General features: G+C 35.6%; 38 protein-coding genes. 24 read left to right on the top strand and 14 right to left on the bottom strand.

Annotated elements, in window-relative coordinates:
- Positions 1-47: 47 nt before the first annotated feature.
- Positions 48-1523 carry a PLP-dependent transferase gene (locus DNJ73_RS02205; RefSeq protein WP_158466085.1) on the bottom strand — a complete coding sequence of 492 codons (1476 nt, stop codon included), beginning with the start codon at positions 1521-1523 and terminating at the stop codon, positions 48-50.
- Positions 1520-2689, bottom strand: a complete 1170-nt coding sequence (locus tag DNJ73_RS02210) for a trans-sulfuration enzyme family protein (protein WP_158466086.1) — start codon at positions 2687-2689, stop codon at positions 1520-1522. The genes DNJ73_RS02205 and DNJ73_RS02210 overlap by 4 nt, the downstream gene beginning before the upstream one ends.
- A 307-nt stretch (positions 2690-2996) precedes the next feature.
- On the opposite strand from DNJ73_RS02210, the gene DNJ73_RS09695 reads away from it, so the two are divergent.
- Positions 2997-3167 (top strand): hypothetical protein, encoded by a 171-nt coding sequence (locus DNJ73_RS09695; RefSeq protein ID WP_187152530.1) that lies wholly within the window; start codon positions 2997-2999, stop codon positions 3165-3167.
- A 746-nt stretch (positions 3168-3913) separates the two neighbouring features.
- Here the strand turns inward: DNJ73_RS09695 and DNJ73_RS09700 are convergent.
- The 3 genes from DNJ73_RS09700 to DNJ73_RS02220 form a co-directional block, all read right to left on the bottom strand.
- Positions 3914-4054 carry a hypothetical protein gene (locus DNJ73_RS09700; protein ID WP_187152531.1) on the bottom strand — a complete coding sequence of 47 codons (141 nt, stop codon included), beginning with the start codon at positions 4052-4054 and terminating at the stop codon, positions 3914-3916.
- Positions 4055-4148: 94 nt separating this feature from the next.
- Positions 4149-4679, bottom strand: coding sequence for a PAP/fibrillin family protein (locus tag DNJ73_RS02215; protein WP_158466087.1), 531 nt, complete (start codon positions 4677-4679; stop codon positions 4149-4151).
- Positions 4680-4699: 20 nt separating this feature from the next.
- A complete protein-coding gene (locus DNJ73_RS02220) occupies positions 4700-4897 on the bottom strand; it encodes a hypothetical protein (protein ID WP_158466088.1) in 198 nt (65 codons plus the stop codon).
- A gap of 831 nt (positions 4898-5728) precedes the next feature.
- Here DNJ73_RS02220 and DNJ73_RS09705 point away from each other — a divergent pair.
- Genes DNJ73_RS09705 through DNJ73_RS09710 form a run of 3 tightly spaced genes read left to right on the top strand, consistent with a single transcriptional unit; the run spans position 5729 to position 6171 of the window.
- Positions 5729-5902: a hypothetical protein gene (locus DNJ73_RS09705; RefSeq protein ID WP_187152532.1), complete on the top strand. Its 174-nt coding sequence runs from the start codon at positions 5729-5731 to the stop codon at positions 5900-5902.
- A gap of 4 nt (positions 5903-5906) precedes the next feature.
- Positions 5907-6038 carry a hypothetical protein gene (locus DNJ73_RS10130; RefSeq protein WP_257473290.1) on the top strand — a complete coding sequence of 44 codons (132 nt, stop codon included), beginning with the start codon at positions 5907-5909 and terminating at the stop codon, positions 6036-6038.
- On the top strand, positions 6031-6171 hold the full coding sequence (locus tag DNJ73_RS09710) for a hypothetical protein (RefSeq protein WP_187152533.1): 141 nt from the start codon (positions 6031-6033) through the stop codon (positions 6169-6171). Before DNJ73_RS10130 ends, DNJ73_RS09710 begins: the two co-directional genes overlap by 8 nt.
- A 512-nt stretch (positions 6172-6683) precedes the next feature.
- On the opposite strand, the gene DNJ73_RS02225 is transcribed toward DNJ73_RS09710, so the two are convergent.
- The gene (locus DNJ73_RS02225) at positions 6684-6965 is read right to left on the bottom strand and encodes a hypothetical protein (RefSeq protein ID WP_158466089.1); all 282 of its coding nucleotides are present in this window, start codon (positions 6963-6965) and stop codon (positions 6684-6686) included.
- Positions 6966-7224: 259 nt separating this feature from the next.
- Between DNJ73_RS02225 and DNJ73_RS02230 the strand changes: the two genes are divergently transcribed.
- The 8 genes from DNJ73_RS02230 (at position 7225) to DNJ73_RS09720 (ending at position 8911) form a co-directional block, all read left to right on the top strand.
- Positions 7225-7434 carry a high light inducible protein gene (locus DNJ73_RS02230; protein ID WP_158466743.1) on the top strand — a complete coding sequence of 70 codons (210 nt, stop codon included), beginning with the start codon at positions 7225-7227 and terminating at the stop codon, positions 7432-7434.
- Positions 7431-7595: a hypothetical protein gene (locus tag DNJ73_RS09715; RefSeq protein WP_187152534.1), complete on the top strand. Its 165-nt coding sequence runs from the start codon at positions 7431-7433 to the stop codon at positions 7593-7595. The genes DNJ73_RS02230 and DNJ73_RS09715 overlap by 4 nt, the downstream gene beginning before the upstream one ends.
- Before the next feature lie 11 nt (positions 7596-7606).
- Positions 7607-7726 (top strand): high light inducible protein, encoded by a 120-nt coding sequence (locus tag DNJ73_RS02235; protein WP_011294968.1) that lies wholly within the window; start codon positions 7607-7609, stop codon positions 7724-7726.
- Entirely contained in the window at positions 7726-7872 is a 147-nt protein-coding gene (locus DNJ73_RS02240; RefSeq protein ID WP_158466090.1) for a high light inducible protein, read from the top strand. The genes DNJ73_RS02235 and DNJ73_RS02240 overlap by 1 nt, the downstream gene beginning before the upstream one ends.
- Positions 7872-8018, top strand: coding sequence for a high light inducible protein (locus tag DNJ73_RS02245; RefSeq protein WP_158466091.1), 147 nt, complete (start codon positions 7872-7874; stop codon positions 8016-8018). The genes DNJ73_RS02240 and DNJ73_RS02245 overlap by 1 nt, the downstream gene beginning before the upstream one ends.
- Positions 8018-8143 (top strand): high light inducible protein, encoded by a 126-nt coding sequence (locus tag DNJ73_RS02250; RefSeq protein WP_158466092.1) that lies wholly within the window; start codon positions 8018-8020, stop codon positions 8141-8143. Before DNJ73_RS02245 ends, DNJ73_RS02250 begins: the two co-directional genes overlap by 1 nt.
- 172 nt (positions 8144-8315) lie before the next feature.
- A complete protein-coding gene (locus DNJ73_RS02255; protein ID WP_158466093.1) occupies positions 8316-8450 on the top strand; it encodes a Photosystem I reaction center subunit IX in 135 nt (44 codons plus the stop codon).
- 290 nt (positions 8451-8740) lie between these two features.
- Complete coding sequence (locus tag DNJ73_RS09720) at positions 8741-8911, top strand: hypothetical protein (protein ID WP_187152535.1); 171 nt, start codon at positions 8741-8743, stop codon at positions 8909-8911.
- Between the two features lie 97 nt (positions 8912-9008).
- Here the strand turns inward: DNJ73_RS09720 and DNJ73_RS02260 are convergent, their stop codons facing one another.
- A complete protein-coding gene (locus DNJ73_RS02260) occupies positions 9009-9116 on the bottom strand; it encodes a high light inducible protein (RefSeq protein WP_158466094.1) in 108 nt (35 codons plus the stop codon).
- A gap of 360 nt (positions 9117-9476) precedes the next feature.
- On the opposite strand from DNJ73_RS02260, the gene DNJ73_RS02265 reads away from it, so the two are divergent.
- Complete coding sequence (locus DNJ73_RS02265) at positions 9477-9893, top strand: hypothetical protein (protein WP_222703264.1); 417 nt, start codon at positions 9477-9479, stop codon at positions 9891-9893.
- 641 nt (positions 9894-10534) lie between these two features.
- Here the strand turns inward: DNJ73_RS02265 and rpsD are convergent.
- On the bottom strand, positions 10535-11143 hold the full coding sequence (gene rpsD / locus DNJ73_RS02270; RefSeq protein ID WP_158466096.1) for a 30S ribosomal protein S4: 609 nt from the start codon (positions 11141-11143) through the stop codon (positions 10535-10537).
- A gap of 93 nt (positions 11144-11236) precedes the next feature.
- On the opposite strand from rpsD, the gene yidD reads away from it, so the two are divergent.
- From yidD to DNJ73_RS02285, 3 genes are all read left to right on the top strand, one after another.
- Positions 11237-11476 (top strand): membrane protein insertion efficiency factor YidD, encoded by a 240-nt coding sequence (gene yidD / locus DNJ73_RS02275; protein WP_158466097.1) that lies wholly within the window; start codon positions 11237-11239, stop codon positions 11474-11476.
- Positions 11473-11784, top strand: coding sequence for a glutaredoxin family protein (locus DNJ73_RS02280; RefSeq protein WP_158466098.1), 312 nt, complete (start codon positions 11473-11475; stop codon positions 11782-11784). The genes yidD and DNJ73_RS02280 overlap by 4 nt, the downstream gene beginning before the upstream one ends.
- Before the next feature lie 216 nt (positions 11785-12000).
- Positions 12001-13518: a UDP-N-acetylmuramoyl-L-alanyl-D-glutamate--2,6-diaminopimelate ligase gene (locus tag DNJ73_RS02285; protein WP_158466744.1), complete on the top strand. Its 1518-nt coding sequence runs from the start codon at positions 12001-12003 to the stop codon at positions 13516-13518.
- A gap of 4 nt (positions 13519-13522) precedes the next feature.
- On the opposite strand, the gene DNJ73_RS02290 is transcribed toward DNJ73_RS02285, so the two are convergent.
- Positions 13523-14734 carry an aminotransferase class V-fold PLP-dependent enzyme gene (locus DNJ73_RS02290; protein WP_158466099.1) on the bottom strand — a complete coding sequence of 404 codons (1212 nt, stop codon included), beginning with the start codon at positions 14732-14734 and terminating at the stop codon, positions 13523-13525.
- Positions 14735-14913: 179 nt separating this feature from the next.
- Between DNJ73_RS02290 and DNJ73_RS10135 the strand changes: the two genes are divergently transcribed.
- The 4 genes from DNJ73_RS10135 to DNJ73_RS10140 all read left to right on the top strand — a co-directional run bounded on the left by DNJ73_RS10135 (position 14914) and on the right by DNJ73_RS10140 (position 16861).
- Positions 14914-15048: a hypothetical protein gene (locus DNJ73_RS10135; RefSeq protein WP_257473296.1), complete on the top strand. Its 135-nt coding sequence runs from the start codon at positions 14914-14916 to the stop codon at positions 15046-15048.
- 606 nt (positions 15049-15654) lie between these two features.
- A complete protein-coding gene (gene psbN, locus DNJ73_RS02295) occupies positions 15655-15858 on the top strand; it encodes a photosystem II reaction center protein PsbN (protein WP_158466100.1) in 204 nt (67 codons plus the stop codon).
- A 187-nt stretch (positions 15859-16045) separates the two neighbouring features.
- A complete protein-coding gene (locus DNJ73_RS02300) occupies positions 16046-16714 on the top strand; it encodes a hydantoin utilization protein A (protein WP_158466101.1) in 669 nt (222 codons plus the stop codon).
- A 12-nt stretch (positions 16715-16726) separates the two neighbouring features.
- Entirely contained in the window at positions 16727-16861 is a 135-nt protein-coding gene (locus tag DNJ73_RS10140) for a hypothetical protein (protein WP_257473297.1), read from the top strand.
- Positions 16862-17231: 370 nt separating this feature from the next.
- Here DNJ73_RS10140 and DNJ73_RS02310 read toward each other — a convergent pair whose 3' ends face one another.
- A complete protein-coding gene (locus DNJ73_RS02310; RefSeq protein ID WP_158466103.1) occupies positions 17232-17477 on the bottom strand; it encodes a NifU family protein in 246 nt (81 codons plus the stop codon).
- Positions 17478-17550: 73 nt separating this feature from the next.
- Between DNJ73_RS02310 and DNJ73_RS02315 the strand changes: the two genes are divergently transcribed.
- Together DNJ73_RS02315 and lepA are read left to right on the top strand one after the other, a co-directional pair.
- Positions 17551-19041, top strand: a complete 1491-nt coding sequence (locus tag DNJ73_RS02315) for a malate:quinone oxidoreductase (RefSeq protein WP_158466104.1) — start codon at positions 17551-17553, stop codon at positions 19039-19041.
- Between the two features lie 83 nt (positions 19042-19124).
- The gene (gene lepA, locus DNJ73_RS02320) at positions 19125-20936 is read left to right on the top strand and encodes a translation elongation factor 4 (protein ID WP_158466105.1); all 1812 of its coding nucleotides are present in this window, start codon (positions 19125-19127) and stop codon (positions 20934-20936) included.
- A gap of 15 nt (positions 20937-20951) precedes the next feature.
- On the opposite strand, the gene DNJ73_RS09725 is transcribed toward lepA, so the two are convergent.
- Positions 20952-21119: a hypothetical protein gene (locus tag DNJ73_RS09725; protein WP_187152536.1), complete on the bottom strand. Its 168-nt coding sequence runs from the start codon at positions 21117-21119 to the stop codon at positions 20952-20954.
- Positions 21120-21258: 139 nt separating this feature from the next.
- Between DNJ73_RS09725 and DNJ73_RS02325 the strand changes: the two genes are divergently transcribed.
- A complete protein-coding gene (locus DNJ73_RS02325) occupies positions 21259-22062 on the top strand; it encodes an ABC transporter permease (RefSeq protein WP_158466745.1) in 804 nt (267 codons plus the stop codon).
- Positions 22063-22098: 36 nt separating this feature from the next.
- Here DNJ73_RS02325 and trmH read toward each other — a convergent pair whose 3' ends face one another.
- Positions 22099-22788 (bottom strand): tRNA (guanosine(18)-2'-O)-methyltransferase TrmH, encoded by a 690-nt coding sequence (gene trmH, locus DNJ73_RS02330; RefSeq protein ID WP_158466106.1) that lies wholly within the window; start codon positions 22786-22788, stop codon positions 22099-22101.
- Between the two features lie 185 nt (positions 22789-22973).
- Positions 22974-23984, bottom strand: a complete 1011-nt coding sequence (locus tag DNJ73_RS02335) for a porin (RefSeq protein WP_158466107.1) — start codon at positions 23982-23984, stop codon at positions 22974-22976.
- A gap of 216 nt (positions 23985-24200) precedes the next feature.
- On the opposite strand from DNJ73_RS02335, the gene DNJ73_RS02340 reads away from it, so the two are divergent.
- Complete coding sequence (locus tag DNJ73_RS02340; RefSeq protein ID WP_257473299.1) at positions 24201-25532, top strand: 16S rRNA (cytosine(967)-C(5))-methyltransferase; 1332 nt, start codon at positions 24201-24203, stop codon at positions 25530-25532.
- 41 nt (positions 25533-25573) lie between these two features.
- On the opposite strand, the gene chlG is transcribed toward DNJ73_RS02340, so the two are convergent.
- Positions 25574-26524, bottom strand: coding sequence for a chlorophyll synthase ChlG (gene chlG / locus DNJ73_RS02345; RefSeq protein WP_158466109.1), 951 nt, complete (start codon positions 26522-26524; stop codon positions 25574-25576).
- Position 26525 lies beyond the last annotated feature (1 nt).

Raw genomic sequence — 26525 nt, forward strand, 5'->3', positions numbered from 1 at the left:
AAAATCTCGATAATTGGTTATTTATATAACCTTTATTAGTGTTTTTTTTATTTTTTTTCTATTACTGAATTGAATCTTGACCATAATTCATCTTCATCTTCAAGTCCTACAGAAACTCTTAACAAATGTTCAGAGACTCCGCAACTTTCAGCCCATTTTAATTCATTAAAATGAGCCAACTGAACGTATGGACAAACTAATGTAAAATTTGTACCTAAACTAGGTCCTTTGCATACTCTCAAAGAATCATAAATTCTTTTTGATTCTTCAATCCCTCCTTTGAGTTCAAACGATAATAAACATCCATATCCTCCTCCTTTTTTTAATAGAGAATTAAAATTTTTACATTCCTGGGGATGTAAAACTTTTGATATTTCTTTTTTCGTTTCTAATTTTTCTTTCAGCTTTAAGCAAGATATATTTAATCTTTTTAAGCGATCTTTTACGTCTCGACTAGCTATCTCTAACTCAATAGCATCTGAATCAGATAGCGATGACAATGCAGCTTTAGGCATTATCTCAGTTAATTCAATTTTCCATTTGGAATAAGGGCTTATGACAGTACTGCCAGCAAGAATATCTCCTCTTCCAGCAAAACTTTTTGTAAGTGAACTAAACACTACATCTGCGTAAGGAGTTAAATGAACATTTATAGAAGAGCCAATTGTATCGTCAACAATGACAGGGATATTTCTATCTTTAGCTAGTTTTGAAATAGATATGAGATCAACGCATTTCAATAAAGGGTTGCTAGGTATCTCTATGATTAATGCTGCTGGTTGTTTTTTATCGAGCAGTGCTTTTATATAATTTAATTTTGTTTTAAGAGTAAGATCGCTTCCCTGGAAAATAATTTGAGGAAGTTTGAGTACATCAACATATGGGAAACCTATTTGAAGTATTGAACTATCTCCTTTGATATCCTTAATTGCTGAGAGGATAGACGTTAATGCAGCCATGCCTGAACGGTGTAGTTGAATTAAATTAGAATCACACTCATATAAATTTGCTAAACGATTTAGAAGTTTAGCTCGAGCGCAACCACCATCGGATGTCGATGGTTTTTTCTCTTTTCCAAGGGCAATAGCTGCCTCACGTGATGACAATCCAAGACCAGTATGTTGCCAAAAAGCTTTTGCTGATGGCGTACTCCTCTGATCAACGATTAAACACGAAATTCCAAGAAAATCTTTAATTTTTGAATAACACTCAGAATTATCATGATGACAATGTTTTTGTGCACTTAAAGCAGAAGCTATATTTGGGAAAGGCCAACTACTTTGATGTAACTCTCCGTGAAATGCTAAAGATTTGCGAGCAATCTCAGCAACAAAAGGATTAAATCCAAACCTTGGATAAATTGCTTTCAATGAATTTAAGCAGGCTGGAACTTTCTCTTCATATGCAATTACATCTTCCCACCTAGGTAAGGCAACAGATACTGCATGTGGACTGCTTGGGAGAGGTTCGCCTAAGTCTTTGGCACTCCAGCAAGGATCATTTAGTAAATTTCGTTCAGTCAAGAGATGCTTTCCAAGGCTTGATTTAAATCAGCGATTAAATCCTCAATATTTTCACATCCGACAGACAAGCGAATAAGTGAATCAGTGATTCCAATCTTTAATTTTGTTTCTTTTGAAACTGAGGCGTGTGTCATTGTTGCTGGGTGACAAACAAGGCTTTCAATCCCTCCAAGACTTTCTGCCATTTTGAAGAAACGCAGACTTTTACAAAATGAAAAAGTTTTAGCTTGACTTGTATTAAGAGCGGCAGTAACAATTGCTCCTCCCAAAGTCATTTGCTTTTTGGCTAATTTACATTGTGGGTGATCATTCCTAAATGGATATCGAACGAATTTTATTACTGGATTCTCAGCGAGTTGATTGGCTATTTTAGATGCATTATTGATTTGTCTTTCTAGCCGAAGTGGAAGAGTTTTTATCCCTCGGTTAATAAGCCAGCAATCAAAAGGAGAAGGGTTTAAACCAAGTGCTTTTTGGGCAAAATTTAGCTTTTCTTTCCATGCAGTGCTCTCAGTGCAAATAGCGCCTCCAAGTGCATCTGAATGACCATTTATGTACTTGGTTGTACTAGTCAAGGATAATGTCGCTCCAAGTTTAAGAGGTCTTTGTAATAGAGGCGTCGCAAAAGTATTGTCTACGACAACAGGAATTTGCATTTTGTTTGAGAAATTACAAATTGCTTCAATATCAATAATTTTAAGGAGTGGGTTGGTTGGACTTTCTATCCAAATTAATGCTGGTTTATGTTTGGCAATGACTTCTTTAAAATTAGACTTAGTAAAATCTACCCACAGAGTTTTTAATCCAAAACTATTGAAAACTTGTTCAAACAATCTCACTGTACATCCATAAAGGTTCTCCTCACAGAGGATTAAGTCACCAGCCTTGAGAGAAGAGACAATAGCAGTGATTGCAGCGACCCCAGAACTAAATACACATGCGAATTGACATTCCTCCAGATCAGATAATACTGATTCGAGAATTCTAAAATTTGGATTTCCTGAACGTGTGTAATCAAACCCACCCTCATTGCCGTGAACGAAAGTTGAGGTTGGGAATATAGGAGGCATTACTGAGCCTGTTTCCTTAGAAAAATTTTCTTTGTGATGAATGACTCTTGTATTTACTCCTGTTCTGATCACCTTCTCTTTTTTTACTGAGCCCATATTTATTGAGTTAATTTTCTATAGGATATAGAAAAACATGAAAAAGCTCCTAAAAAAAGGGGCTAGATAATTAAATTTAATGAGAAAGAATCGTAAAGGTTTATACCTTTCTTGAGTAATACATAGTTTTGCAGTAGAGATGAATTATAAGGAAAATTAAGTTGGACCTAAGTTTGACTATTTATTCTACAGATCGCACAATACGCGCGAAATCGGTCTGATTGGCTATCCGTACAAACCCATTATCACGATTATCTTATTTGGTAGCGAGCATTAAATAAGAACTAAGAAATTCAATTGATTCGCGATGAATTTATTTGAAAATATCTTTCATAATCAATTCTTGATGACTTTCCTCATTGCATCAATATGGATCGTTCCAGGTTTTGTCTTTACCAGAATGACAAATAAAAAATTCAAGAGAAGAGAACTTGCAAGACAAGCTAAGAGAGTCTCAAAACTTTATCCTTCTTCTTAGCTTGGAAAGGTCAAAAGTAATAGTACATCGTCTTGAAAAAAATCTGCGAGTTTAATCATTGATTAAAGAGCTCAGGATATTTAGCAAAAGCCCCTTGCGAGATTTTATAACCCAAGTATTTAGCTCAATGACTTATAAAATAAACTAATAGTTAAAAATAACTCGAACTGGTTAGCTCTACATCGACCGACCTAAGAGAAAAAAGAACTAACTTCTACATTAGCTTCATCCTCACATAAGTAACTAGAAAACGATTAGCTATGCACGCAATAACCAAAATTACTGGCTACTAAGCTGTTGCTTCTTTTTGATCTGCCAGCAATCCTTTTATTGGCCGGAGCTTTCGAAATTGGTTCTTCAGTACATGCATAATATGACTTCATTTCAAGAAAGATTTAGTGTATCAAAAGTTAAAAAGTATATTCCTCTTTTTGTTGTTGGAAAGCTGGCCATATTTACAGGGTTTCTTCTCTACATGATGCAAGGGTAAGGGATGACAATACAAGAAAGAATTAAAGCTGCTGAATTACGAATTAAAGAACTACAAACTCTTATTCAATACTTGAAGAACGAGAAGTGAAATCTATTAAGAAGTTTTTCCAAGCACTGAAAATTCTTTGATAGGTTTTTTAAGAATATAAGTTACTTTTACCACTCAGAGTCTTCTAGAAGATTTGAATACTCGTTGTAATCAAAAAACAGGTCTTCCTCTAATACTTCTTCCAGAGTGATTCTATTAAAATAAGTCATGCTTCACTGCGAAAAGGTGAGTTGTAATAAGCCTTGTTAACTGTATAAAGTGTGTAAAGAGATACAGCGATCCCTAAAAAACCTACAACTAGTATTGGAGAGAATGATGGAAAATCATAAGTAGGAATTGGAGTCATAATGATATAAATGATGACAAATATGTTCTAAACCATCTGCATGCTTTTTGATTGAGGCTTGTACGACAAATTTTTACGCTTAACACGACAAAGACTATGCATTAAAAAATTCAGTAAGTGATAAATCATTTCTTTTTAACAAAGCAAAAGTTGTACCCTTGTAACCTTTGCATATACGTAAGTCGGGAGATAATACAGTTGTATCTAGCCAACCTTTTTGAGTCTTTTTTATTTCTGATAGGAAACTAATCTTTTTACCTAGTAACTTTGGACCTATTATTCCTGCTTTTTTAAAGCTAACGTTTATACGTTTCTGATCAATGATTTCTAAGCTAGCAAGAATGTTAGTAGAAAATAGCTTTCCTGCAAAACCTTTTGGTCTTAATAAATTTAGTCCTTTACTTCTCTTTGGCTCAAGTATCTGTAAGTTATCTAATAGTGGTGAATAATTTAAAAGAGGTGAGTTAGAAGTACTCCATCTAAGTTCCCATACACCTGTGAGTAGATCAATTTGCTTTGTTATGTCTACAGATGATTCGCTTTCAGCTAGTTTTATGAGCTCTACGATCTGATTTGATTTAGGGGTATGTTCAATAACTTCTATCAATTTTGATATTGCATTCATGATTATTATTTGTTGAAAACCTACAGTTGTTCAATATTTATCTGATTGGCATAAAGAACGTGTGGCTGTTCTTTGCTACCCTCACTTGCTTGAATCCATTCTTTGTACTCTTCTTTAAGAGCTTTTTTATCAAGCCCATCAAGTTCCATTAGTCTCTTCGAAGCATCATTCATTGTTACTTCAAGAGTTTTTTTTAAGCTGATAGTTGGTAATTTCATACAAATCTCCCGACGAAAGAATCAGCTAAAAAAGTACAAACAACAAAAGCAAATGTCATTAGTAATGGCTTTTGAAATAAATCATTAGAGGAGTTCATTGGATTTATTAGTAGTGACCAATTGAGCTAACGAAGCATGCTAGAGCTCCGCAATAGATAAAAAACAAACTCATTTCTAATGGTTTATGACTAAAAAATGAGAGATAGAAAGCAGTTGATTTCATTGGATAGCTAAAATGTTTTAAAATGATTGGTTGCTTTTTTCTTTGCTGCTTTTTGTATACGGCAAAGCTCAGTCATCTCTGGTTTAGGGATGCTGAAAGGGGTAAACAATTTCATAAAAAATCTCCCTTTTTACCTAAGTTTTAAGGCATTTATAGGGTTCTCTAGATGTGTAGAATCCCCTAATAAAAAGTCGTACTTTTACTACAACGCACTACCTTCTTAGCTTCTTATTATTCGAGAGTTTTTTTGATCAGCCATGCTTACGCCATATCACGCAATAATGTTTGGAATGCTTTAATAGTTAGCTCTGCCTCAATTTTTCAAATGTCTACAGCAGAACCGAGTTAGTCACAGCAAGTTTAACTAATATTATTCAGATCCATTTTCACTTGCCCTTACTTATCTATACACGAGTAGGACAAGAAACTAAATACATTTAATCATTTTGCAGTTCCAATCCTTGGAAAATGCGAAATAGCTTTCATATGCAGAAAGTGAATCAATGGGTAAAAATTCTATAAACGTCTTATGTTTATAGTTAACCGAACGATTGAATCTCACGAAACTCATTTAATTCTCTGATCATATATATATTCGATACAAATCAATGAAGAAATTAATTCCGTTATTACTTATTTCATCTGCAACACTTTATTCCACGATAGGCACCTTGCCTGTTAGTGCTATGGGCTGCAATTCATCTAGTAATAAAGCGCAGGTAGTTTGTGCTGAAGGTGATATTGATTGTGAAAAGAAATTAATAGAAGATCGAATTAATTAAAATCATGTCAAATCACTTTCCTGAATTTTACGAATCAATTGTCGAAGCCTGTAATCGTGGGGAGTTGTGGGGGATTGAAAAACCTTCTACTGACTCAACTCAATTAGAAATTGATTTTAATTTTAATAATGCCTAACCAAGTAATTGTGATTTTTGCTTCAGGTTTGTTTGCATTGGGCGGCATTTTGGTTCTAATTTCTGGCTTTGATGATGACGATAATGATGGAGATGGTTTGACTTTCCCAGAGTTTCAAAGCTTGGGTACTTAGTCACGGAAATAATCTATTTTTTTTTTGGATCTAATTGGTGATGCTTTTTCTCGTAAAGTGAAAGTAAAAAGAAAAGGTTACTATTACTGATGTTAAATTAAATCCTGATTCAGATGATGTAGGAACGAAATTCAAGATCATTGGGATTTCAGTCACCTTGGGTTTGAATACAATTGTTTTTATTTGGTATTTTTTCTTTTCAGGTCTTAACTAAACCTTGTCTTTAATCGATTATTTGTCTATAGATATAGAAGGGTGATTTAAAGTTGTAGTCCAAGAAATTACTATCTACGAAGCTTTTGATGGCTCAAGGTTTGGCTCTCTTCACGAAGCCAATAATTACAAAGATCGTTATGCAATTACGACTATTATGAATGGGAAGACTATATGTTCACTCTATCTAAGGAAACTAGCTGAAAAGATATTCAATTATTCCACCTTCTAACAGTAAGTAGGACTTACTCCATATGTTTGAGTGATCTTTTTCCCGCTCCATTAAATCCTTATAGCTTTTAATTCTTGAAATCTACAAATTGATTGATAACTGATTTAAAACTAGAAATCCATCTACCTATTCTTGATGAAGAAGTAAGAGATTTAGTTAATAGATCAATTTGTTCTTGTCTCTCTTTGTATTTTACTTCCAGTTCTTTTTTTGCAATATCAAGGCTTTGGTTTTGAGAGGGGCAACCATTCTCTTTATCCCATCTATCGATACTTGCTTCTAATTCTTCAATACCCATAGCCCTGTACTTACTGATAAGTATTTGTAAGTCATCAGGTTCGGGACGCATGAAAAGTAATTTATTTACTAACAAAATCTAACTTGTAAAAAAAATATCAAGGATGGGTAAACACACTCGTGTTTGGGCTATTTATACTTATCAGGATCATCAGTGGATCTAATCATTTAGATAGAGATCTCTCTAATTAGTAGCTGTCATTGGTGTTTGAGGTTTATATCTATCAAGGATTAGAAGAAGCCGTACCGGACCGAATCTTTACCTTAGAAAGCCGATGCTTTACATTTCTTTACATAAATTATTTTCAGTAATGACTTCTTCTTCTTCTTCTTCTCAGGTAATTACTGAGTACGGCAAACAAAACATCTTTGGCCGTGAAACACAGCCACAGCTTGTCGAGGATTACACAAGTTATCCAGAAGAAGCAGAGAAGACAAATGGTCGTTGGGCGATGATTGGCTTTTTTAGTCTTCTCGTTTCTTACTTCACAACTGGTCAAATCATTCCTGGAATCTTTTGAGCACTGAATCGCCTTCTGCATCTGGCAACTATGTCAACGTAGTTGAGAAGTTCAAACCAGAAGACGCCGAGAAAACGAATGGACGCTGGGCAATGCTCGGCATGATCGCTTTACTCGGTGCCTACTCAATAACCCACCAAATCATTCCTGGAATTTTCTAAAACAATTAATCATGCAACCATCTAACAAAACAATTCTAGAAAGAAGCATCGGTAGACCAGCCATGATGGCATTCGTTCTTTTAACAGGTATCTACCTAACAACCGGTCAACTCATCCCAGGTGTCGTTTAATGACTACTCAAAACAAAAGCAACAGAAACATTGATCCTGAAAAGGTAACTGCTGAAAGACTTAACGGCTACGCAGCATTGTTTGGATGCATCGCTCTTGTTGGTGCTTATGCAACAACCGGTCAAATCGTTCCAGGTTTCGTGTAATGAAAAATCAAACCACTGAAAAGCCAAGAGTAGAAGAAGGCAAAGTGATTGCTGAAAGACTTAACGGCTACGCAGCATTTGTTGGCTGCTGGGCACTCATCGGTGCATATCTAACAACCGGTCAGATCATTCCAGGTGTTGTGTAATGAACAAAGCAATAAACTACTGGAAAATAGCAGAGCAAATGAATGGTCGTCTAGCCATGATGGGTTTCTTTGCTGCAGTCATTAACTACGGATTCACAGGTTGGATTGTTCCTGGAATTGTCTAGGAGTCAACTTACAATCTTTCTTTAGCCTCTCGTTTTATTGCAAGGGAGAGGCTTTTTGACTTGAGAAATTAAATACTTATTTTTAAGAAATCGATTAAGACATGATCGTCTACTAACAACCGAACCTTCGCTTCTATTGTCAATCTCTTAGCATCAAAGAAATATTTGAACAATGTTTAAAATCTTTCATACAAAGTGGCTTAAGTCCGCGCCAGTAGTTGCAACACTATGGCTTTCTAGTACAGCAGTCATCCTCATTGGAGTGAATTATGTTGCTCCTGACTACTTATTCATGCCGACGAGTTGACTTTGACCTAGGGCTTTAAGAGCAAAGCCCTATATGACATAGGTATAAGCAGTCAGTTATTGCAACGTTTGTTTAAGTTGGTTTGCCCCCTACTTGTCTTGGGTTTGACAATTCACTAGAAAAAACAATTCCAATTAAATGCTCAAGATTTGAACAGGGTAGAATTAAATATTATCGATTGTATGAGCCGAATATGAAAGGAACAAAAGTTAAATAAAAAAGTAAAACTTTCCAAACGAATCACAGTCTGAACGTTAAGTCGCTAAAACATAATTCCCAACTTTACTGATATGAGTCATTTGATTTTTGGTGGTTTGTTATCAACCCCAGCTCCCACTGCTCCAATTGTAGGAATTGCTTTTATTGCTTTGTTTGCAATCGTTGGAGTTATGGTTGGACCTGACTATGACGGCATGAATGCTCCTGCATTAGGAGATTCCAAAGATACTAATCAAGGCTAAATCATTTCTTGATTAGTAACTCAGATATTGGGTTAATTAAAAATCAGTTAGTAGATTTTAAAAGTCTATTTACTGATTTTTTTTATTTTAATTATTTCTAGAAAATACCTGGGATGAATTGACCAGTTGTTGCATAAGCGCCTATTCCAGCAACGATGCCAATCATCGCCATCAAACCATTAAAACGTTCAGCACCAGAATTCATAACTTTTTTAGAAGAAAATTAGACTTTAATCATTGTGTTGAGTGTTCGAGAGCGGAATACCGAACGATCATCAATAAGATTGAATATAAAAAAGCTTAATTGCATCAAGCTCAGCTAGTCAGTTATGACATTGTTGTTTTAGTTTCGTTTGGCTGACTGTTGAATGTAGTTTGACTTCTCTTTCAAAGATTTGATCCCAGTAATCTTCCAAGGAGGTCAAACTAGCTAAAAGAGGCACCGTGATAGGGATATGTGTATGTTTTTGATTAATGTTTAATAGTGTTTCTATAAGTATTTATTATCTGGTTTTGTATTCACATATACGATAAACAAGCTTAGTAGAAGACATTGAAGATGCCTGTGGCCACGTATCTGAAGGATAAGCAAAAGAAAATTGAATCAAAATATCATCAAGTTGCCAAACAATTTGAATCGAAATATGAGTTAATTCATCGGAAGGTAACCTCAAGGTTTCATAGAGAAGTACCTGAAATAGAACGCGTTCGTTCAAGCCTTAATGATTTAATAGCAAAATCTACAGCAACTGTTGAAAGGAAAATAAAATCAAAAAGTAAAACATCTATCTTCTCTAAAACGTCTACTAAAAAAGGATCTAATTCTGATCAAGAAAATATTGATTGGACACGAGGTAGATTCTCAGGACAAACAATACAAATCGTTGTAAGGGATGGCAAAATAATGGAGAAGGTTTTCTTAACTCCTAAAGGAAATAAGATTTCTGTCAAGAGAAGCGAATTAGGACTACTTTTGAGGTGAAGTCTGATTTATAAAATACCGTCAAATTCTTACGTCTATATTAATGCCTATTTTACAACTTAGACTAAAAATCTTGTTATGCCAAGTGATTTGAGAGGCTAAACAAGATTGGTAATCATACTATACGACAATCTTTTAGTCCTATCTACCGACTTCTAGGGGGGTAAGAGGGGTAAATAGAGTCCTTGCTCATACATTAGTAGGGAAGAGAAATTTATGGTCAAAACTCAAGGACTCAGATAATCATCTATCTTTGATCTTCAATGATGAAGTCTTTGGTATGGAGATATCAACAGTGCCTGTGTATATGAAAGAGGTTTCTTTTTAGGACTTTGTATTACCTTATAACTTCTTATTTTGATTGAGCTCATGAATTTAATTGGATAATGGTTATACGTATTTGGTTCGTTAGGGGATGTTTGAGGAGGTTGGGAAAACTCACTCCTTCGCTTTGCTCAGTCGTTGGTTTTAAAACTACTGAATTGTTGTCTTATGAGCGGAGCGAGTCTTTTTACCTCCGAAAACTTTTGATTTCTCTGCAATATTCGGCATGAAAAAAACTCTTGCCGTACTGAAAGCAGCGAAGCAAGAGTTTGACTAAAGTTGGACTGAGGTTAAGAAAAGCCAGTAATAGACTAGTTTTAAACTTTTCTTGAATAATACTCAACAACTAACAATTCATTAATTTCAATAGCCACCCATTCCCTATCTGTCTTTGCAGATATTTTTGCGGATAGTTTGGTTTTATCAAGTTCAAGATGAGGCGGAACATTTGCAAGACCTGGAAATTCCAAGTTTGCTTGAGCTAATTTCTGACTGGCTTTGTTATCTCTAATAGCAATAACATCTCCAGCCTTGCATTGATAACTTGCAATATCTGTTATCTTGCCATTTACAGTTACATGGCCATGGTTTACCAATTGCCTTGCACCTGGGATGGTTGGTCCAAATCCAAGTCTAAAACAAACATTATCAAGCCTATTTTCTAAAAGCTTCAATAGATTTGTTCCTGTGGAACCTTCCTGAGCACGAGCTTTTTTTACATAACGAACAAGCTGACGTTCAGAAATTCCATAGTTGAATCGAAGCTTTTGCTTTTCTTCGAGTCGGATCGCGTATTCAGAGCGCTTGCGACGGGCTTGGCCGTGCTGACCTGGAGGATGTGACCTTTTAGCGGCCTTCCTGGTGAGACCAGGTAGGTCTCCCAAGCGACGCGTGATCCTCAAGCGAGGTCCGCGGTATCTAGACATAAGGGTTTAATTTAGAAAAAGTTTGCTGGACAGGGTAATCTGGATTTGTATCCTTTAGCCCTGATATTTACCAGTTTATTATTCTATCTAAAGATGCTATCAAAGATCAATAAAGTAATTGCATTTCTTTTTGTTGGCTTAATTGGCCTATATCAAAAATGGATTTCCCCATTATTCGGGCCTAGTTGTCGATTTATCCCTAGTTGCAGTGCTTATGGGATAGAAGCGGTGACTAAGCATGGCCCTTGGAGAGGAGGCTGGCTAACATTAATAAGATTAAGTAAATGTCACCCTTTCACTCCTTGTGGGTGCGATCCCGTTCCTGAAAAATGAATTCAGAGGTGTTCATTTTACTTTCTCGTAAAGGCTGTTGCTTATGTGAAACGCTAGAAAAAAAAATGTTAAATATCAGTCTAACTAACTTAAATCCTCCGATAGTACTTTCTATTATAGATATAGATAGTAAAGAAGTTCCATATGATATTAAAAAAAAGTATACAAATGATGTCCCAGTAATTATTCTTGAATCTAGTAAATTATCAAGAAAAATTGAATTACCTCGTATTCCTCCTCGTTTGAAAGACGAGTTGCTTTTGTCTTGGCTACAAAAGAAGCTGAATATTTATTTTGAGAAATATTAAGAATATAATCAAACAGTTTTTTATTTAATTTCTTACTTTAAATAGTTTATTAGGTGAATTAATTTTTTGCTGAAATAAGCTTTGCTCTATTATAAAAACTTTTAAATCTCTTTTTAACTACTTCATCCTACATAGTTCTGATTTATGGTGAAAATTATCTATTTCTTTTTATACTTCTAATGATACTTCGTTATGTTCTCTTCATTAGAGGTTGTTTTGACGCGTTATCTTCACTCTTTGTTGAAAGCAATTGATCTTGAAGTGCCTTCTGGGTTGGCAAATCTGGAAATAAAAAATCTTTCGTGTGATTCAAGGGAAATTAAACAAGGTGATTTGTTCTTAGGTCTTGAGGGTGAGAAAGTTGATGGTGGTACCTATTGGGCAAGAGCTATTGAGAGAGGTGCTTGTGCAGCTATAATTAGTAAAAATGCTTCTCTTTTAAATCCACCAAAGGCGGAAGATCCCGTAGTTATTTTTCCTGATCCTGTTTCGCTATTCATGGGGAAATTAGCTGCAGATTTCTGGGACAGACCATCTGATGAGATTTGTTTGATAGGTGTTACTGGCACAAATGGTAAAACGACTACATCTTATCTAATTGAATATTTGATTTCTTTTCTAGGAAAGCCATCCGCCTTGTTTGGAACATTGATAAACCGATGGCCGAATCATGAAGAGGTTTCAACCTATACAACTACTTTTGCAGTGCCATTGCAGGAAAAACTTAGGAGAGCTGTTAAAGCAGGAGCTAAATATGCTGCAATGGAGGTAAGCTCACATGCATTGTCTCAAAATAGAATCGCTGGTTGTAATTTTAGTGGAGCAATATTTACAAATCTTTCAAGAGATCATTTGGATTATCACGACTCAATGGAATCGTATTTTAAGGCTAAAGCTAGTCTATTCAGATCACATTTAATAGATGATTTTAACCCTAGATCAGTAGTGAATATAGATGATAAATGGGGTGCATTGTTGGCAAAAGAGTTAGATCAAAAATGTTGGACATGTGCATTAACTGAGAAGTCAAAAACGGGAGGGAACCCAGATTTGTATATTAATAATCTTCAAATTATTCAAGGCGGCTATAGAGGGGAATTACATACGCCCATTGGCTCAGGGTGCTTTTCATCGCCATTAGTAGGCGATTTTAATTATATGAATATTTTGCAAGCAGTAGGTATTCTCGTACAGCGTGGCTTGCCATTAAATGATCTTTTAGTTGCTTTAAATCGATTCCCTGGAGTTCCTGGAAGAATGCAGGTGATAAATATGGATGGTTTTAAAGTTAAGGATGGCTATCCTCTTGTGATAGTTGATTATGCTCATACACCTGATGGTTTGAAAAATGCTTTAGTCGCATCAAGATCTTTGACGAACAAAAAATTAATCTGTGTCTTTGGTTGTGGTGGTGATAGAGATAGAGGTAAAAGATCTAAAATGGGAGAAGTTGCGGCCAAGTTTGCAGACTATATAGTTGTGACATCTGATAATCCTAGACAAGAAGACCCTAAGCGAATTATTAAAGATATTCTAATTGGTATCGCTTTTGATTCTGAATTTTCTGTGGAACCAGACAGATCTGTGGCAATTCAACAAGCCATAGCAAAAGCTGATAAAAACGACGTTGTTTTAATAGCAGGCAAAGGCCATGAAGATTATCAAATTTTACAAGATCAGACAATTTATTTTGATGATCGTGAGCAAGCTAAAAAAGCACTATGTTCAATATAGCCTTCTATGCGGGTTTATTATCCGCAATGAAATTGCTTAGTGCATTAACAAGATTATCTATTTCCATTATATCTGTTGTGATGTGTACACAAGCACGAAGCCATTTTGGATCTTCGAGAACCCTTATCCATAAATTTTTTTGACCAAGATGGTTAACCACTTCCTCGGGAGAATTGATTCCATTAATTGTAAAACTAATAATGCCTGAAGGTGGCGCACTTTTTAAAACAAGCTCTATATTTTTAATTGCGTTCAATCTTTCCCAAAGGATGGAACTGAGGTTTTTAATCTTTAAAAAATGATCAGTTTCTGAACCTTCATTAGTTAGCATTAGTAAAGAGGTTCTGAGACCAGATAAAAGAGGTACACAAGATGTTGCTATTTCAAAACGCCTTCCATCTGAATGAAAAGGAATGTTGTTATTTACATAAATACTCTCTTCAGCTTTTAAGCTTTTCCAACCAATTAATGTTGGGTTTGATTCTTCTAGCACCCTTCTTGACATGGCCACAGCCCCAAGGCCTTCAGGCCCATAAGCCCATTTGTGTCCTGTAAATGCATAGATGTCTGCTTTATCACAAACACCTTTTATTGGTATATGACAAAAACTTTGTGCTGCATCAACTAACAAATAAGGCTTGCTTGAATGCTCTTTAAGTTTTTTGGAAATAAGTTCAATTGGCATGATTTGTCCTGTATTCCAAAGAAGATGTGAGAGAACAACTAACTTTGTATTTTTTTGTATATATTTATCTATTAAATTAAGTACTGATGTATACGTCTCATCTTTATTGTCGTCGCCATTGCATAGTTTTAAGACAGGTAGTATCCCAATCTTGAGACTCTTTTTTCGTGCCAACTCTTTACATGCTGCAACTATACCAGGATGCTCGCAGTCACTAATTAATAAATGATCGCCTTCATAAAATGGAAGTCCAAGTAATGGTAATACACATCCGGAAGTAACATTCTCTGTAAAAGCAATTCTCTTAGGGGGAACTCCACAAAGTTCTGAAATAAGATTTTTGGTACTTATTATTTCTTTAGTGATGTATGGCCAAACATCATTTGTGAATGGACCTAGTTTTTGGATTATTTGCCAACTTGTGGTGATTGCATTTAATGATTCAGTTGGTAACGGTCCTTGACCTCCATAATTAAAGTAATGTTTGTTTTGTAAAGCGGGCATATTACCTTTGAAAGATATTGGTAACATTTTTCCTAATGTTTAGATGTGGTATTTAAGAATATCTTTTTTAAGCCAACTTACCAATTTAAAAACTTTTCCTAGTCATGTAAATTTCAACGCCTACGATGTGTGAATTTATTTATTTATTGGCTTTGATTTCAAAAAAACAAGCAATTAAAGTAAACTAGTTTAAATTCAATTGCTCTATGAACGTCAAAAACGAACAAAAAATCAAGGCTCAAGAATGGGTCGTCATGTTCGATGGGCAAATTAAAAGAAGCGAAAAAGAGATTGATGCGAATGAGCATCATTCTGAAGTTAATAGTCAAAAGAATGAATAGAGCCTGCAATCAGATTTTTTTAGGCAAATAAGCATACGAAGTATTTATTGTTGATATTGTTAAAGTTTGAATTTAGAGAATGGAGAGGGACTTTAGTAGTGGACGATTAATAGGTTTTGAGATTAATTCAGAAGAGCTAGGTAAGATTTCTGCGTTAAAGCTTTTTACTTTTTGTCGATGTTTATATTAAGATAAAGGGGATTACTAAATCCCAATGAAAATTGATTTTGGCCCTATCACTTTTAGTAGGATTGCAAGTATCCTGTTAATACTTGGATTTTTTGGACTTTTAGCTTATAATTCTACCCTATAAAAATTTTATAAGAAATTTTTAATTTCTATTATTAGAGAAATAAAAATCTCAAAGAGATTGCTTTTTTTACTTTCTTAATTAAGACTATCAAATATAGCAATTGTTATGTGTTCATTATAAAATAACCATAACATAAAGATTTTTTTTTAAATCAAAATTAAATATAGTCATAGGCCAATTTAGATAGTTTCCATTTATTACTCTCGTTGCCAGTATCAATACAGTAGAATCTAAAAAATTAGAGATACAAATGGAAACTTCAACTACTGATCCAACTTTATTGATGCTAATTGATGCTAATTGGTGGAATTGTGGTATTACTAGCTGGATCTGTAGCATATGGGGTTTACTCAACATTTGGTTCAGGTTCTAAAGAGCTTAGAGACACAATTGATGAGCATGCAAAAATGCACGAATTAGGAATTGCTCACGGTCATGGTGGAAATTCAGATGCTTATGAAATGTCAGGAAAGCTTCAAAAGGATCAAATATCTTAATAGAAATTTATTTATTTCTTTTTCATATTCAAAATTATTTTAGTGTGGTTTTAAACCAAGTTTTTTTCGATTAATTATTTATACTCGATCTTCTGAGATGTAATATTAAAAAGTTTCCAGAAAAGAAATTGATTATTTTTGATACAAAAGATATTTATTTAATAGAAAATACTCCTGGTGAAATCCCATGTTGATGAGTGTTTTGACTGGCTTTGCAGCTGGAGCAGTTCATGTGGTAAGTGGAGCTGATCATATGGTGGCAATGGCACCTTCTGCAATTAGAAAGCCTCGAATGGCTTTAATAGATGGATTGGCGTGGGGCGTTGGTCATTCAGCGGGAGTTCTGATTCTCTCAATATTAGGGATTATGGCTAAGGACCTAATCAATGTTGAATTAATGTCTTCTTATGCAGAGTTTCTTGTTGGGATAAGTCTTTTGATTGTTGGATTCATAGCTATTAGGACTTCTTTGAAAGTAAACATTCACATGCATCAGCATATGCATGGAGAAGAATCGCCTCATCAACATTTTCATTTCCATTCCCTTGGAGATAAGCTTCACAAAAGTCATACTCATGCTGCAACTGGACTAGGGATTTTGCACGGCTTTGCTGGAGCAAGTCACTTGGTAGCAATAATTCCTGCATTGGCATTACCTTTGTTAGGAGCTTTGTCTTATCTATTTGCATATTTGTTGGGATCAGTATTCGCAATGGGGTGCGTTGTATTGGGTATATCTTTTGCAGCGAGTAAAGCTAATAAAATGTTTTATCCTTTTTTGATGAGATCAATAGGGGGACTATCAATAGCTATAGGAATATTTTGGCTTCAAAAGACCTCGATTCTAACTTTTTAAAAGTTAACTTTAATGAATTACACAGCCAGTATTTTAGCCTTGGGAGGCTTCTTCTTATGGGTTGTTATAGCTACATTAATTTGGGCTAGAAGAATGAGAAAACTTAAAGAAGAATATTCTCAAAATAAGTCCAAATTCAAAAGTTAATTGATACATCGTTATTCATCTTTAGATACATTTTTCTTAGAGTAATTGATTAAAGATTATGTATGATAATTTTATTATAAAAAAGATTAATGAAAGGTGTTTTATTTTTCCTAGGTTCTATCTTTAGATGGCCTGTTCAAAAAACTAATGAGTTCTTGATTCTGCATGCTTATCTTCTAGGGATATATGCTATTACTTTTTTGCTCAGAAACATAGGGATAACCTTTTCAAACCTAATATTTACAGCTGGTTTAGTTGCACCTATAGGATATCTTATTTGTAATGGGTTGCCCTTGGATTGTCTTAACTATAAGTCAGCAATTAAAAGAGAATTGAGTTCTCAAAATTAATTATAAAACCAATTAAGTATTTATAGGACTTGTATTACCTCACTGACTTCAGGAATCATTTCCCTGAGTTTTCTTTCAATACCCATTTTTAGAGTCATTGTGCTGCTTGGGCAACTTCCGCAAGCACCCTGAAGTCTTACTTTTACAATTGGTCCATCTATTTCAGCTATTTCTACATTCCCTCCATCAGCCATGAGAAATGGTCTTAATTCATCGAGAACCTTTTCAACATTTTCTATGGTGAGTGCAAGAGTTTCGTCGCTCATTTCGACTTGATTAACTTCATTTTCCTAGCATAGTTAATTGCAGGATAGTCTGTATGTAATCTTGATAAAGATTTTGTTTAGAACCAGTACATCAGATTTGGAAAATACTTATGACGCAATATTAGTCGGTGCAGGAATTATGAGCTCAACTCTTGCAGTACTTCTGCATGAGCTTGATCCTGATTTAAGATTGCTAATTGTTGAACGATTATCTTCTTCTGGGTTAGAAAGTAGCAGCGCTAACAATAATGCTGGAACAGGTCATGCTGCTAATTGTGAGCTGAATTATACTCCCGTCCAAGATGATGGATGTATTAGTACTTCCAAAGCTTTTGAAATAAATAAATCTTTCGAACAAAGCTTAGAATTTTGGGCGTCTTTGGCAGAAAAAGGGAAATTGATCCCAGCAACCTTTTTAAATAAGTTGCCCCATATAAGTCTTGTCTTTGGAAATGAAGATATTCATCTACTTCAAAAAAGATTTTCTGAACTTAGTTCTCATGCAGCTTTTTCACAAATGGAATTCACCAAGGATCACGATGAATTAAAAGATTGGATTCCATTAGTTATGGATGGAAGAAAACAGAGTGAAAAGATAGCTGCTACCAGAATTCGAAGGGGAACTGATATAGATTTTGGTAATTTAACTCGTTCATACATTAAGCAAATTGAAGGGAAAGAATCTATTGAGATTAACTATTCCACTAATGTTGAGAATCTTCAACAAGATAGTGAAGGGGTTTGGTATTTATCTTTAGATGGAACAAAGATAAATAGAATTGTTAGATCGAAGTTTGTATTTCTTGGCGCCGGTGGGGGGGCTTTAACTCTTTTACAAAAATCAGGAATTCCAGAAGGTTTGTCATATGCAGGTTTTCCAGTCAGTGGAAAATGGTTGATTTGTGAAGAAGAAAATTCAACAAAAACACATAATGCAAAGGTTTATGGAAATGCTGCAGTTGGAGCACCGCCAATGTCAGTTCCACATTTAGACACAAGATGGATCAATGGAAAAAGATCTCTTTTATTTGGTCCTTTTGCGGGATTTAGTTCAAATTTCCTAAAATATGGATCAAAATTGGACTTATTTAGATCTATAAAATCAACCAATGTTGTCTCTATGCTACAAGCAGGAATAACTAATCTTGATCTAGGAAAATACTTGTTCAATCAACTCATACAAACCAATAAGGATCGAATAGAAACTTTAAAAAAATTCCTTCCTATGGTCAGACCAGGAGATTGGAAACTTTCAATTGCTGGACAACGTGTACAAATAATTAAACAAACTCCTAAAGGAGGAGTTTTAAAAATGGGGACAGAAGTTGTAACTTCATCTGATGGATCTTTAGCTGTTTTACTTGGTGCTTCCCCAGGAGCAAGCACAGCAGTAACAATTATGATTGAAGTTTTAAATCGCTGCTGGTACGAAAAAATGAAATCAATTCAATGGCAAAAGAAAATGTTAGAGCTTTTCCCAAGTATTGGGACAGATATTAATTCAAATCAAGAAGCACTTTTGGCAATTCGCAAAAGAAACGATTTCTTACTTAAATTAATTTAAAACTTTAGTACTGGTGAGTTATATTTAATCTTTGATTAGAGTCGATTGATAACTGAAGATCTTTTCCCTTTAACTGTTTTCGCATGACTAATGTGCCCATTTCTCGTTTGAGGAACTTTTGCATAATTGCTCATATTGACCATGGTAAATCCACTTTGGCAGATAGGCTCCTGCAGGACACTGGCACAGTCTCCTCCAGAGATATGCAAGAACAATTTTTGGACAATATGGACTTAGAGAGAGAGAGAGGGATAACTATAAAATTACAGGCTGCGAGAATGAATTATAAAGCTAATGATGGCGAGGAATATGTTTTGAATTTGATTGATACTCCAGGTCATGTTGATTTTTCTTATGAAGTGAGTAGATCTTTACAGGCTTGTGAAGGCGCGTTGTTGGTTGTTGATGCTAGTCAAGGAGTGGAGGCCCAGACTTTGGCTAATGTTTATCTTGCTTTGGAAAATGATTTAGAAATCATTCCTGTTCTTAATAAGGTTGATTTACCTGGTGCTGAACCTCAAAAAATCAAAGATGAGATTGAATCAATTATTGGATTGGATACTTCTAAGGCAATTTCTTGTTCTGCTAAAACTGGGGTTGGCATTCCTGAAATACTACAAGCAGTAGTTGATAGAATACCTTCTCCTAAAGATGTTGAGGATCAAGCTACAAAAGCACTTATTTTTGATTCTTATTATGACCCTTACAGAGGAGTGATTGTCTATTTCAGAATCATGAGTGGAGGCATAAGTAAAAAAGATAAGATTTTGCTTATGGCTAGTAAAAAAACTTATGAGTTAGATGAAATAGGTGTTATGGCTCCAGATCAAGTAAAAGTAAATGAACTTCATGCAGGGGAAGTAGGGTATTTAGCTGCATCTATCAAAGCAGTTGCTGATGCAAGAGTCGGGGATACTATTACTTTGCAAGACAGACCTGCTAATGAAGCATTGCCGGGGTATACAGAGGCTAAACCCATGGTTTTTTGCGGGTTGTTCCCTACGGATGCAGATCAATATCCAGATCTAAGAGAGGCTCTGGATAAATTGCAGCTTTCAGATGCAGCATTGAAATATGAACCAGAGACAAGTAGTGCAATGGGATTTGGATTCCGTTGTGGATTCTTAGGCTTATTGCATATGGAAATTGTTCAAGAGCGTTTAGAGCGAGAATATGATTTGGATTTAATTGTTACTGCGCCTTCAGTTATTTATAAAGTACAAATGATTGGAGGAGAAGTTTTGATGATCGATAATCCCGCTACACTTCCAGACCCTCAAAAACGTGAGTCTATAGAGGAACCTTACGTCAGAATGGAAATTTATGCACCTAATGATTACAACGGTACTTTGATGGGTCTTTGTCAGGATAGAAGAGGAGACTTTATTGATATGAAGTACATAACGACGGATCGAGTGACTCTTATTTATGAAATACCCCTTGCAGAAGTTGTCACCGACTTCTTTGATCAGATGAAGAGTAGAACTAAAGGATATGCCTCAATGGAATACCATTTAATTGGTTATAGAGAAAATGATTTGGTCAGATTAGACGTTCTAATTAATTCAGAACGAGCAGATCCCTTAACGACAATTGTTCATAAAGTTAATGCTTATGGTGTAGGTAAAGGACTTGTAGAGAAATTAAAGGAACTTATTCCGAAGCAGCAATTTAAGATTCCTTTACAGGCTTCTATTGGGAGTCGGATTATTGCAAGTGAAAGTATTAGCGCTTTACGAAAAGATGTTTTATCGAAATGTTATGGAGGTGATATCTCTAGAAAAAAGAAATTATTGAAGAAACAAGCAAAAGGGAAAAAGCGTATGAAGTCTATGGGGAAAGTGGATGTTCCCCAAGAGGCTTTTATGGCAGTCTTGAAATTAAATAATGATTGATAGATTGTTTTATGTTCATAGCGATTTAGGATGGATTAACTCACTTGAATTATTTCTAAATATTGAGACGTCCTGATCCCCTTTGCCTTTATTAAGGTTTGTCCAAATAAAACCTATTATGATGATTAGTGCAATAGTTATTGAGAGTTCACCGACGGTAAGACCATCATCTTTAAAAATCATCTTGAATAGTATGTTTTGATTTATTTAAGCAATTTTTTTTTTTTATTTCTACCTTTTATAGTTAAATTTAATTGGGCTTTAATTTTTGACATTGAATTTGAGAAGCTTTTTAAAGCGTAAGAATTTGTCGACGCGATTAATGTTTGCCGGTCTAATAATTTTATCTGTATATATAGGCATTTCTTTTTTTATGCCAATATTAATTTCTTTAAAGATCGTTCCTAATGGAGAATTTGGGTTGGGGAATCCAATTTTCTCAGCTCCATCTTTAGATCATTGGTGTGGAACAGATCGATTAGGTAGAGATGTTTGTATTAGAACTTTGGCTGCGAGTGGAGTCGCATTACAAGTTGTTTTTTTTGCCGTATCTCTTGCTGTTTTAGTAGGAATCCCTTTGGGACTTTTGAGTGGCTACATTGGTGGTTTTTTGGACAGGATTTTGGTGCTATTGATGGATACTCTTTATACCATTCCTGTTCTACTTCTCTCGGTTGTTATGGCATTTTTATTGGGGAGAGGTGTGTTAAATGCTTCAATTGCTTTGTGCGTAGTTTATATCCCTCAATATTTTCGACTTGTTAGAAACCAGACTTCACAAGTTAAATCAGAATTGTACATTGAGGCAGCAATCTCAATGGGAGCGTCACCCTTGTGGGTAATAAGAAAATACCTTCTAAAAAATGTTCTTACTTCTGTTCCTGTTGTCTTAACACTTAATGCTGCTGATGCTGTATTAGTTCTTGGGGGATTGGGATTCCTTGGATTAGGTCTCCCCGAGAATGTTCCAGAATGGGGAAGTGATTTAAATATGGCATTAGTTGCATTACCTACTGGTGTTTGGTGGACAGCGATTTATCCTGGTTTGGCTATGTTCGTTTTAGTATTGGGACTATCATTTATTGGAGAAGGCTTAGAGGAATTTATAAGTGAAACTGGTTGGTAGGATTAAATGGATTAAATCAAATTCGAGATTTTTAATTTAATATCTCATCTTTTCTGTTCTTGGTAGCTCATCTATTATTTCGCCTTTTTCATTAAGCTCTGGGTACTGTTTTCCCTCGCTTTTACACCAATTAGCAACATCTGGGTAAGCCCACTCAAAGATCTTTTGTTTATATGTTTCTTTGCTGAGACCTTCTCCAGATTCAGGAATTATATTTGCTACCTGTCGTTGCCTTACCGCTTCAAATAATAAAGCTGATGCTGCAACTGATACATTCAACGATTCAACCATTCCTCGCATTGGAATATGAATATGCTCATCCATTAGTATCGCGGTTTCTTTACTAATACCCCATTTTTCGGCACCTAGTACAAATGCAGTTGGTCCCTTGAAATCACATTCTCTATAGTCAATTGATTTCGGATTCAAATTCGTGCCATACAATTTGAACCCCTTGTTTTTAAGAACCTTTATTGCCTCGGGGCTCTTGTTATATTGGTTTATTTGGACCCATTTTTGGCTTCCTTGAGCGGTGCTATTAAATGTTAAAAATTTTTCTTTGTTGAAAATTGCGTATGCCTCAAGTACCCCAACAGCATCACAGCTTCTTATTATTGCGGAGAGATTATGAGGCTTCTCAACATTCTCAATTAAGACGGTGAGATCTGAAATCCTTCGATTTAGTACTGATTTCAGACGTTCAAAACGTCGTGGTAGCAGAGGCATATCTAATGTTTATAGAACAGTTGATTTTCTTTGATGAGGGCAGTGGTTTTGATTGCTTAAAAAATATAAGAAATACCTCTAAGTTATTTTAAAAAATACTTGAACAAATTTCCATACAAATAAAAAGCCCCTGTCCAATTGGACAGAGGCTTTTTATTTTACTAAAGATTTAGTTATCTATTGAATTAGAAGCTGAATGCTGTTTCAACAACAACACCAGTGTCGTCATCACCAGTACTTGTATCTTCAACAGTGAAGAATCCAGGAGTGATTGAAACATTATCATTCACTGAATATGTGTAAGAAACTTCAAATCCGGTTGAATCTAAAGAATCACTTCCATCAACATCAGTTGAATTGTAAGCAGCACTCAATGTTCCTGGGCCAACTTCGTAGTCAACACCAACGAACAAATCAGTTGCATCAGCACCAGTTTCTGGATCAGTTGTGTCATAAGCAACACTGAATGTTGCGTCAATTGACTCAGGGCTGTAGTAGATACCGCCACCGAATGTGTCATATCCAGCTGTACCAGCTTCACCATCATTGGAAGCGATTACAAGACCACCGCCAAATCCGTCGCCGTTATAGCCAAGAGTGAAAGTTGAAACATCATCACCATCATCTGCGCCAATTCCTACTGTTGAATCAGATCCACCAACAGAAACGAAGCTAACAGAAGCAACTACACCGTTGTCGTTAGAGTATGCAACAGCAACACCAGGACCAGTTTCATTACCAGCCAAAGAGTAAGGCATGCTGCCTAGTCTGAAAGCATCTGAGTAAGCAGAAGTTGTTGCTGCAACAACATCGTCCTGATCAACCAAAGGTCCAACAGTTACTTCTAAATCGCCAACAGGGAATGCATAGAAAAGAGATGTAACGTTTAAGCCGTCACCAACTTCAACTGCACTATCCATGCTTGCAAGTGGGCCACTAGCATTACCTGCTTCGATACCTGCGTAGAAAAGGTCTTCACCTGTGAAGCTAGAAGTTACATCAAGGCCATATGCATATTGCATATAAAGCTCTTCCTGTGTATCTGTTGTTCCGCCGTCAGCGACAGATCCAACAGTGAAAAAAGCACCACCAGAAAGAGATGTAGTTGATGAAAATGCAGTATCTGCATTAGCTGCAACTGGAGCCATTAGGCCCAATGCAGCAGGAGCTACCAGCAAACGCTGAAAAAGCTTCATTGTGTCCTCACACAAAAAGTTTATGTAACAAATATTACATTGCCACAAAAAGGCGTGTAAGTATCTCTTGTTACACCTTTCAGGCTGTCCTCTTAAAACGACAATCATTTCCGTTTTGATATTTATCTATTTTTGCTGCTACTGCATTTATATAACCATAGATTAAAATCCTGATGCGAGCGGTTTTTATCTTTAATTATTTGGCCATGTCTTGCTTTGAATAGAAAATTATCACCAGTTAAAGGGCTAGAAGCAAGGAAGGCTGCTTGGGAAGTAATTCAAGCTGTTGGAGGAGGAGCATTCGCAGATCTAGCCTTGGAAAGAATTTTTAAAATATATTCTTTTGAACCCTTAGATAAAGCTTTAATAACTGAATTATCTTATGGAGTTATTCGTCAAAGATATTTTTTGGATTGTTGGATTGATCATTTAGGAAAAGTTTCGGCAATAAAGCAACCTCCACTTTTGAGATGGCTTCTTCATCTGGGTCTTTATCAAATTTTTAAAATGGAAAGAATACCGCCAGCAGCGGCCATAAACACTACTGTCGAATTGGCTAAAACTAATCATCTGAGAAAACTTGCACCTGTTGTTAATGGCATATTGCGATCTGCTCTCCGAAGCAAAGAAAAAGGTTTTAAGCTTCCTAAGTCAAAGAATCCGAGCGAGGAGCTCGCCCAAGAACAGTCAATACCAGTTTGGTTGGCTGATGAATTAATTGCTTGGAAAGGGAAAGAAGATGCTGATGTTATTGCAAAAGCATTCAATACCATAAGTCCTATTGATATAAGAGTGAATAAATTACGGGCAAATATCGAGGAAGTTAAAGAAAGTTTTGATTCCTGCGGTATTTATAATCGATTTATTCCAAATTGCCCTTACGGATTAGAAGTTCCAGTTGGTGTTGGCGAACCTATGAAATGGCCAGGTTTTGCAGAAGGTAAATGGAGTGTGCAAGATAGATCTTCACAGTTAATTGCTCCTTCCCTTGGCGCTTTGCCTGGAGAGAAGATCCTTGATGCTTGTGCGGCGCCAGGTGGCAAATCAACACATATTGCAGAATTAGTTAATAATCAGGCCGAAATTTGGTCTGTTGATCGATCATCTAGAAGAGTGGAAAAAATATTATCTAATGCAAAGAGGCTTGGAATTTCATGTTTGGAAATATTGATTGCTGATTCTAATGAATTATTAGCAGAGAACCCTAAATTGGAATCTTATTTTGATCGAATACTAATTGATGCACCTTGTTCTGGCTTGGGTACTCTGGCTCGTCATCCTGATTCAAGATGGCGAATGACTAAAGATAATATCCAGGAACTTGTTTGTATTCAAAGCCAGCTACTCAAGTCGATAGATCCTTTATTGAAAAGTGGGGGCAAATTAGTTTATTCAACTTGTACTATTCATCCCTATGAAAATCATAATCAGATCAGAAATTTTTTGAAAATAAAGTCTAAATTTTCTCTAGAATATGAGAGACAAATTTGGCCTGGAGAGGAAAATAAAGGAGATGGTTTTTACATCGCTATTCTAAATAAATTGTAAAACAGAAGATGTGGAGATAGGTTTATCTTTTGAAACCTAAATTATGAGCTTATTAAACTACTATGACCTATTGCTATAGCAGTCACAAGCATTCCTAAAATTAGAAATGGTTGTGCACTGGCTTGGTATTTAACATCAAATTTTAATGGATCACGTAAAAGCCATATGTCTTGAAATGTGATTTGAGGAATTATTAGCAAAACCAGAATTACAGATGCAAAATGTTGTCCTATTGCTATTAAAACTACTACCATCGCCAGCTGAAAGATATCTATCATTCCTGCGCTTATACGACTTGCATTTTTAATACCAAAAACAACAGGAAGTGATTCAAGACCAAGGCTTTTATCCCCTTCCACGCTTTTAAAATCATTTATCACAGCAATTCCTAAGCCTGACAAGCTATAGGCAAGAGTAAGCAGAGCAGTTGTCCAAGTTAAATGACCAAATAGAGCCTGTCCAGCCCACCAGGGAAGAGCTATATAGCTTGCACCAAGTGCATAATTCCCAAGCCAACCATTTTGTTTAAGTTTTAAAGGTGGTGCTGAGTAAATAAAACTTACAAATGAACCTCCCAATGCCAAAAGAAGGACGGAAGGAATTGTGTGATGTGCCCACAAATCTAATAAATAGGCAACTCCAAGACCGGCAATTAATAAAACCCAAATTTGACATTTTACTTGGAAAAGTGAAATTGCTCCTGAAGGTATTGGTCTATTAGGTTCATTTATTGCATCAATTTCTCTATCAAAATAATCATTTATTGTTTGGGTATAACCAGTTAAGAGTGGCCCGCTCATAAACATGCAACTTATCGAAGCAAGAATGTTGCTCAATTCCCAGTGATAATTACCACTAGCAGCTGCTCCACATATGACTCCCCATAACAAAGGAATCCATGTGATGGGCTTCATTAATTGCAAACGAAGCTTCCAAATGTTTGTTGTTTCAGAACCTCCTTTTATCCCAAGGAGTTGCCTAGCATCGCTCACT

The organism is Prochlorococcus marinus XMU1408 (assembly GCF_003208055.1).
Lineage (GTDB): Bacteria > Cyanobacteriota > Cyanobacteriia > PCC-6307 > Cyanobiaceae > Prochlorococcus_B > Prochlorococcus_B marinus_A.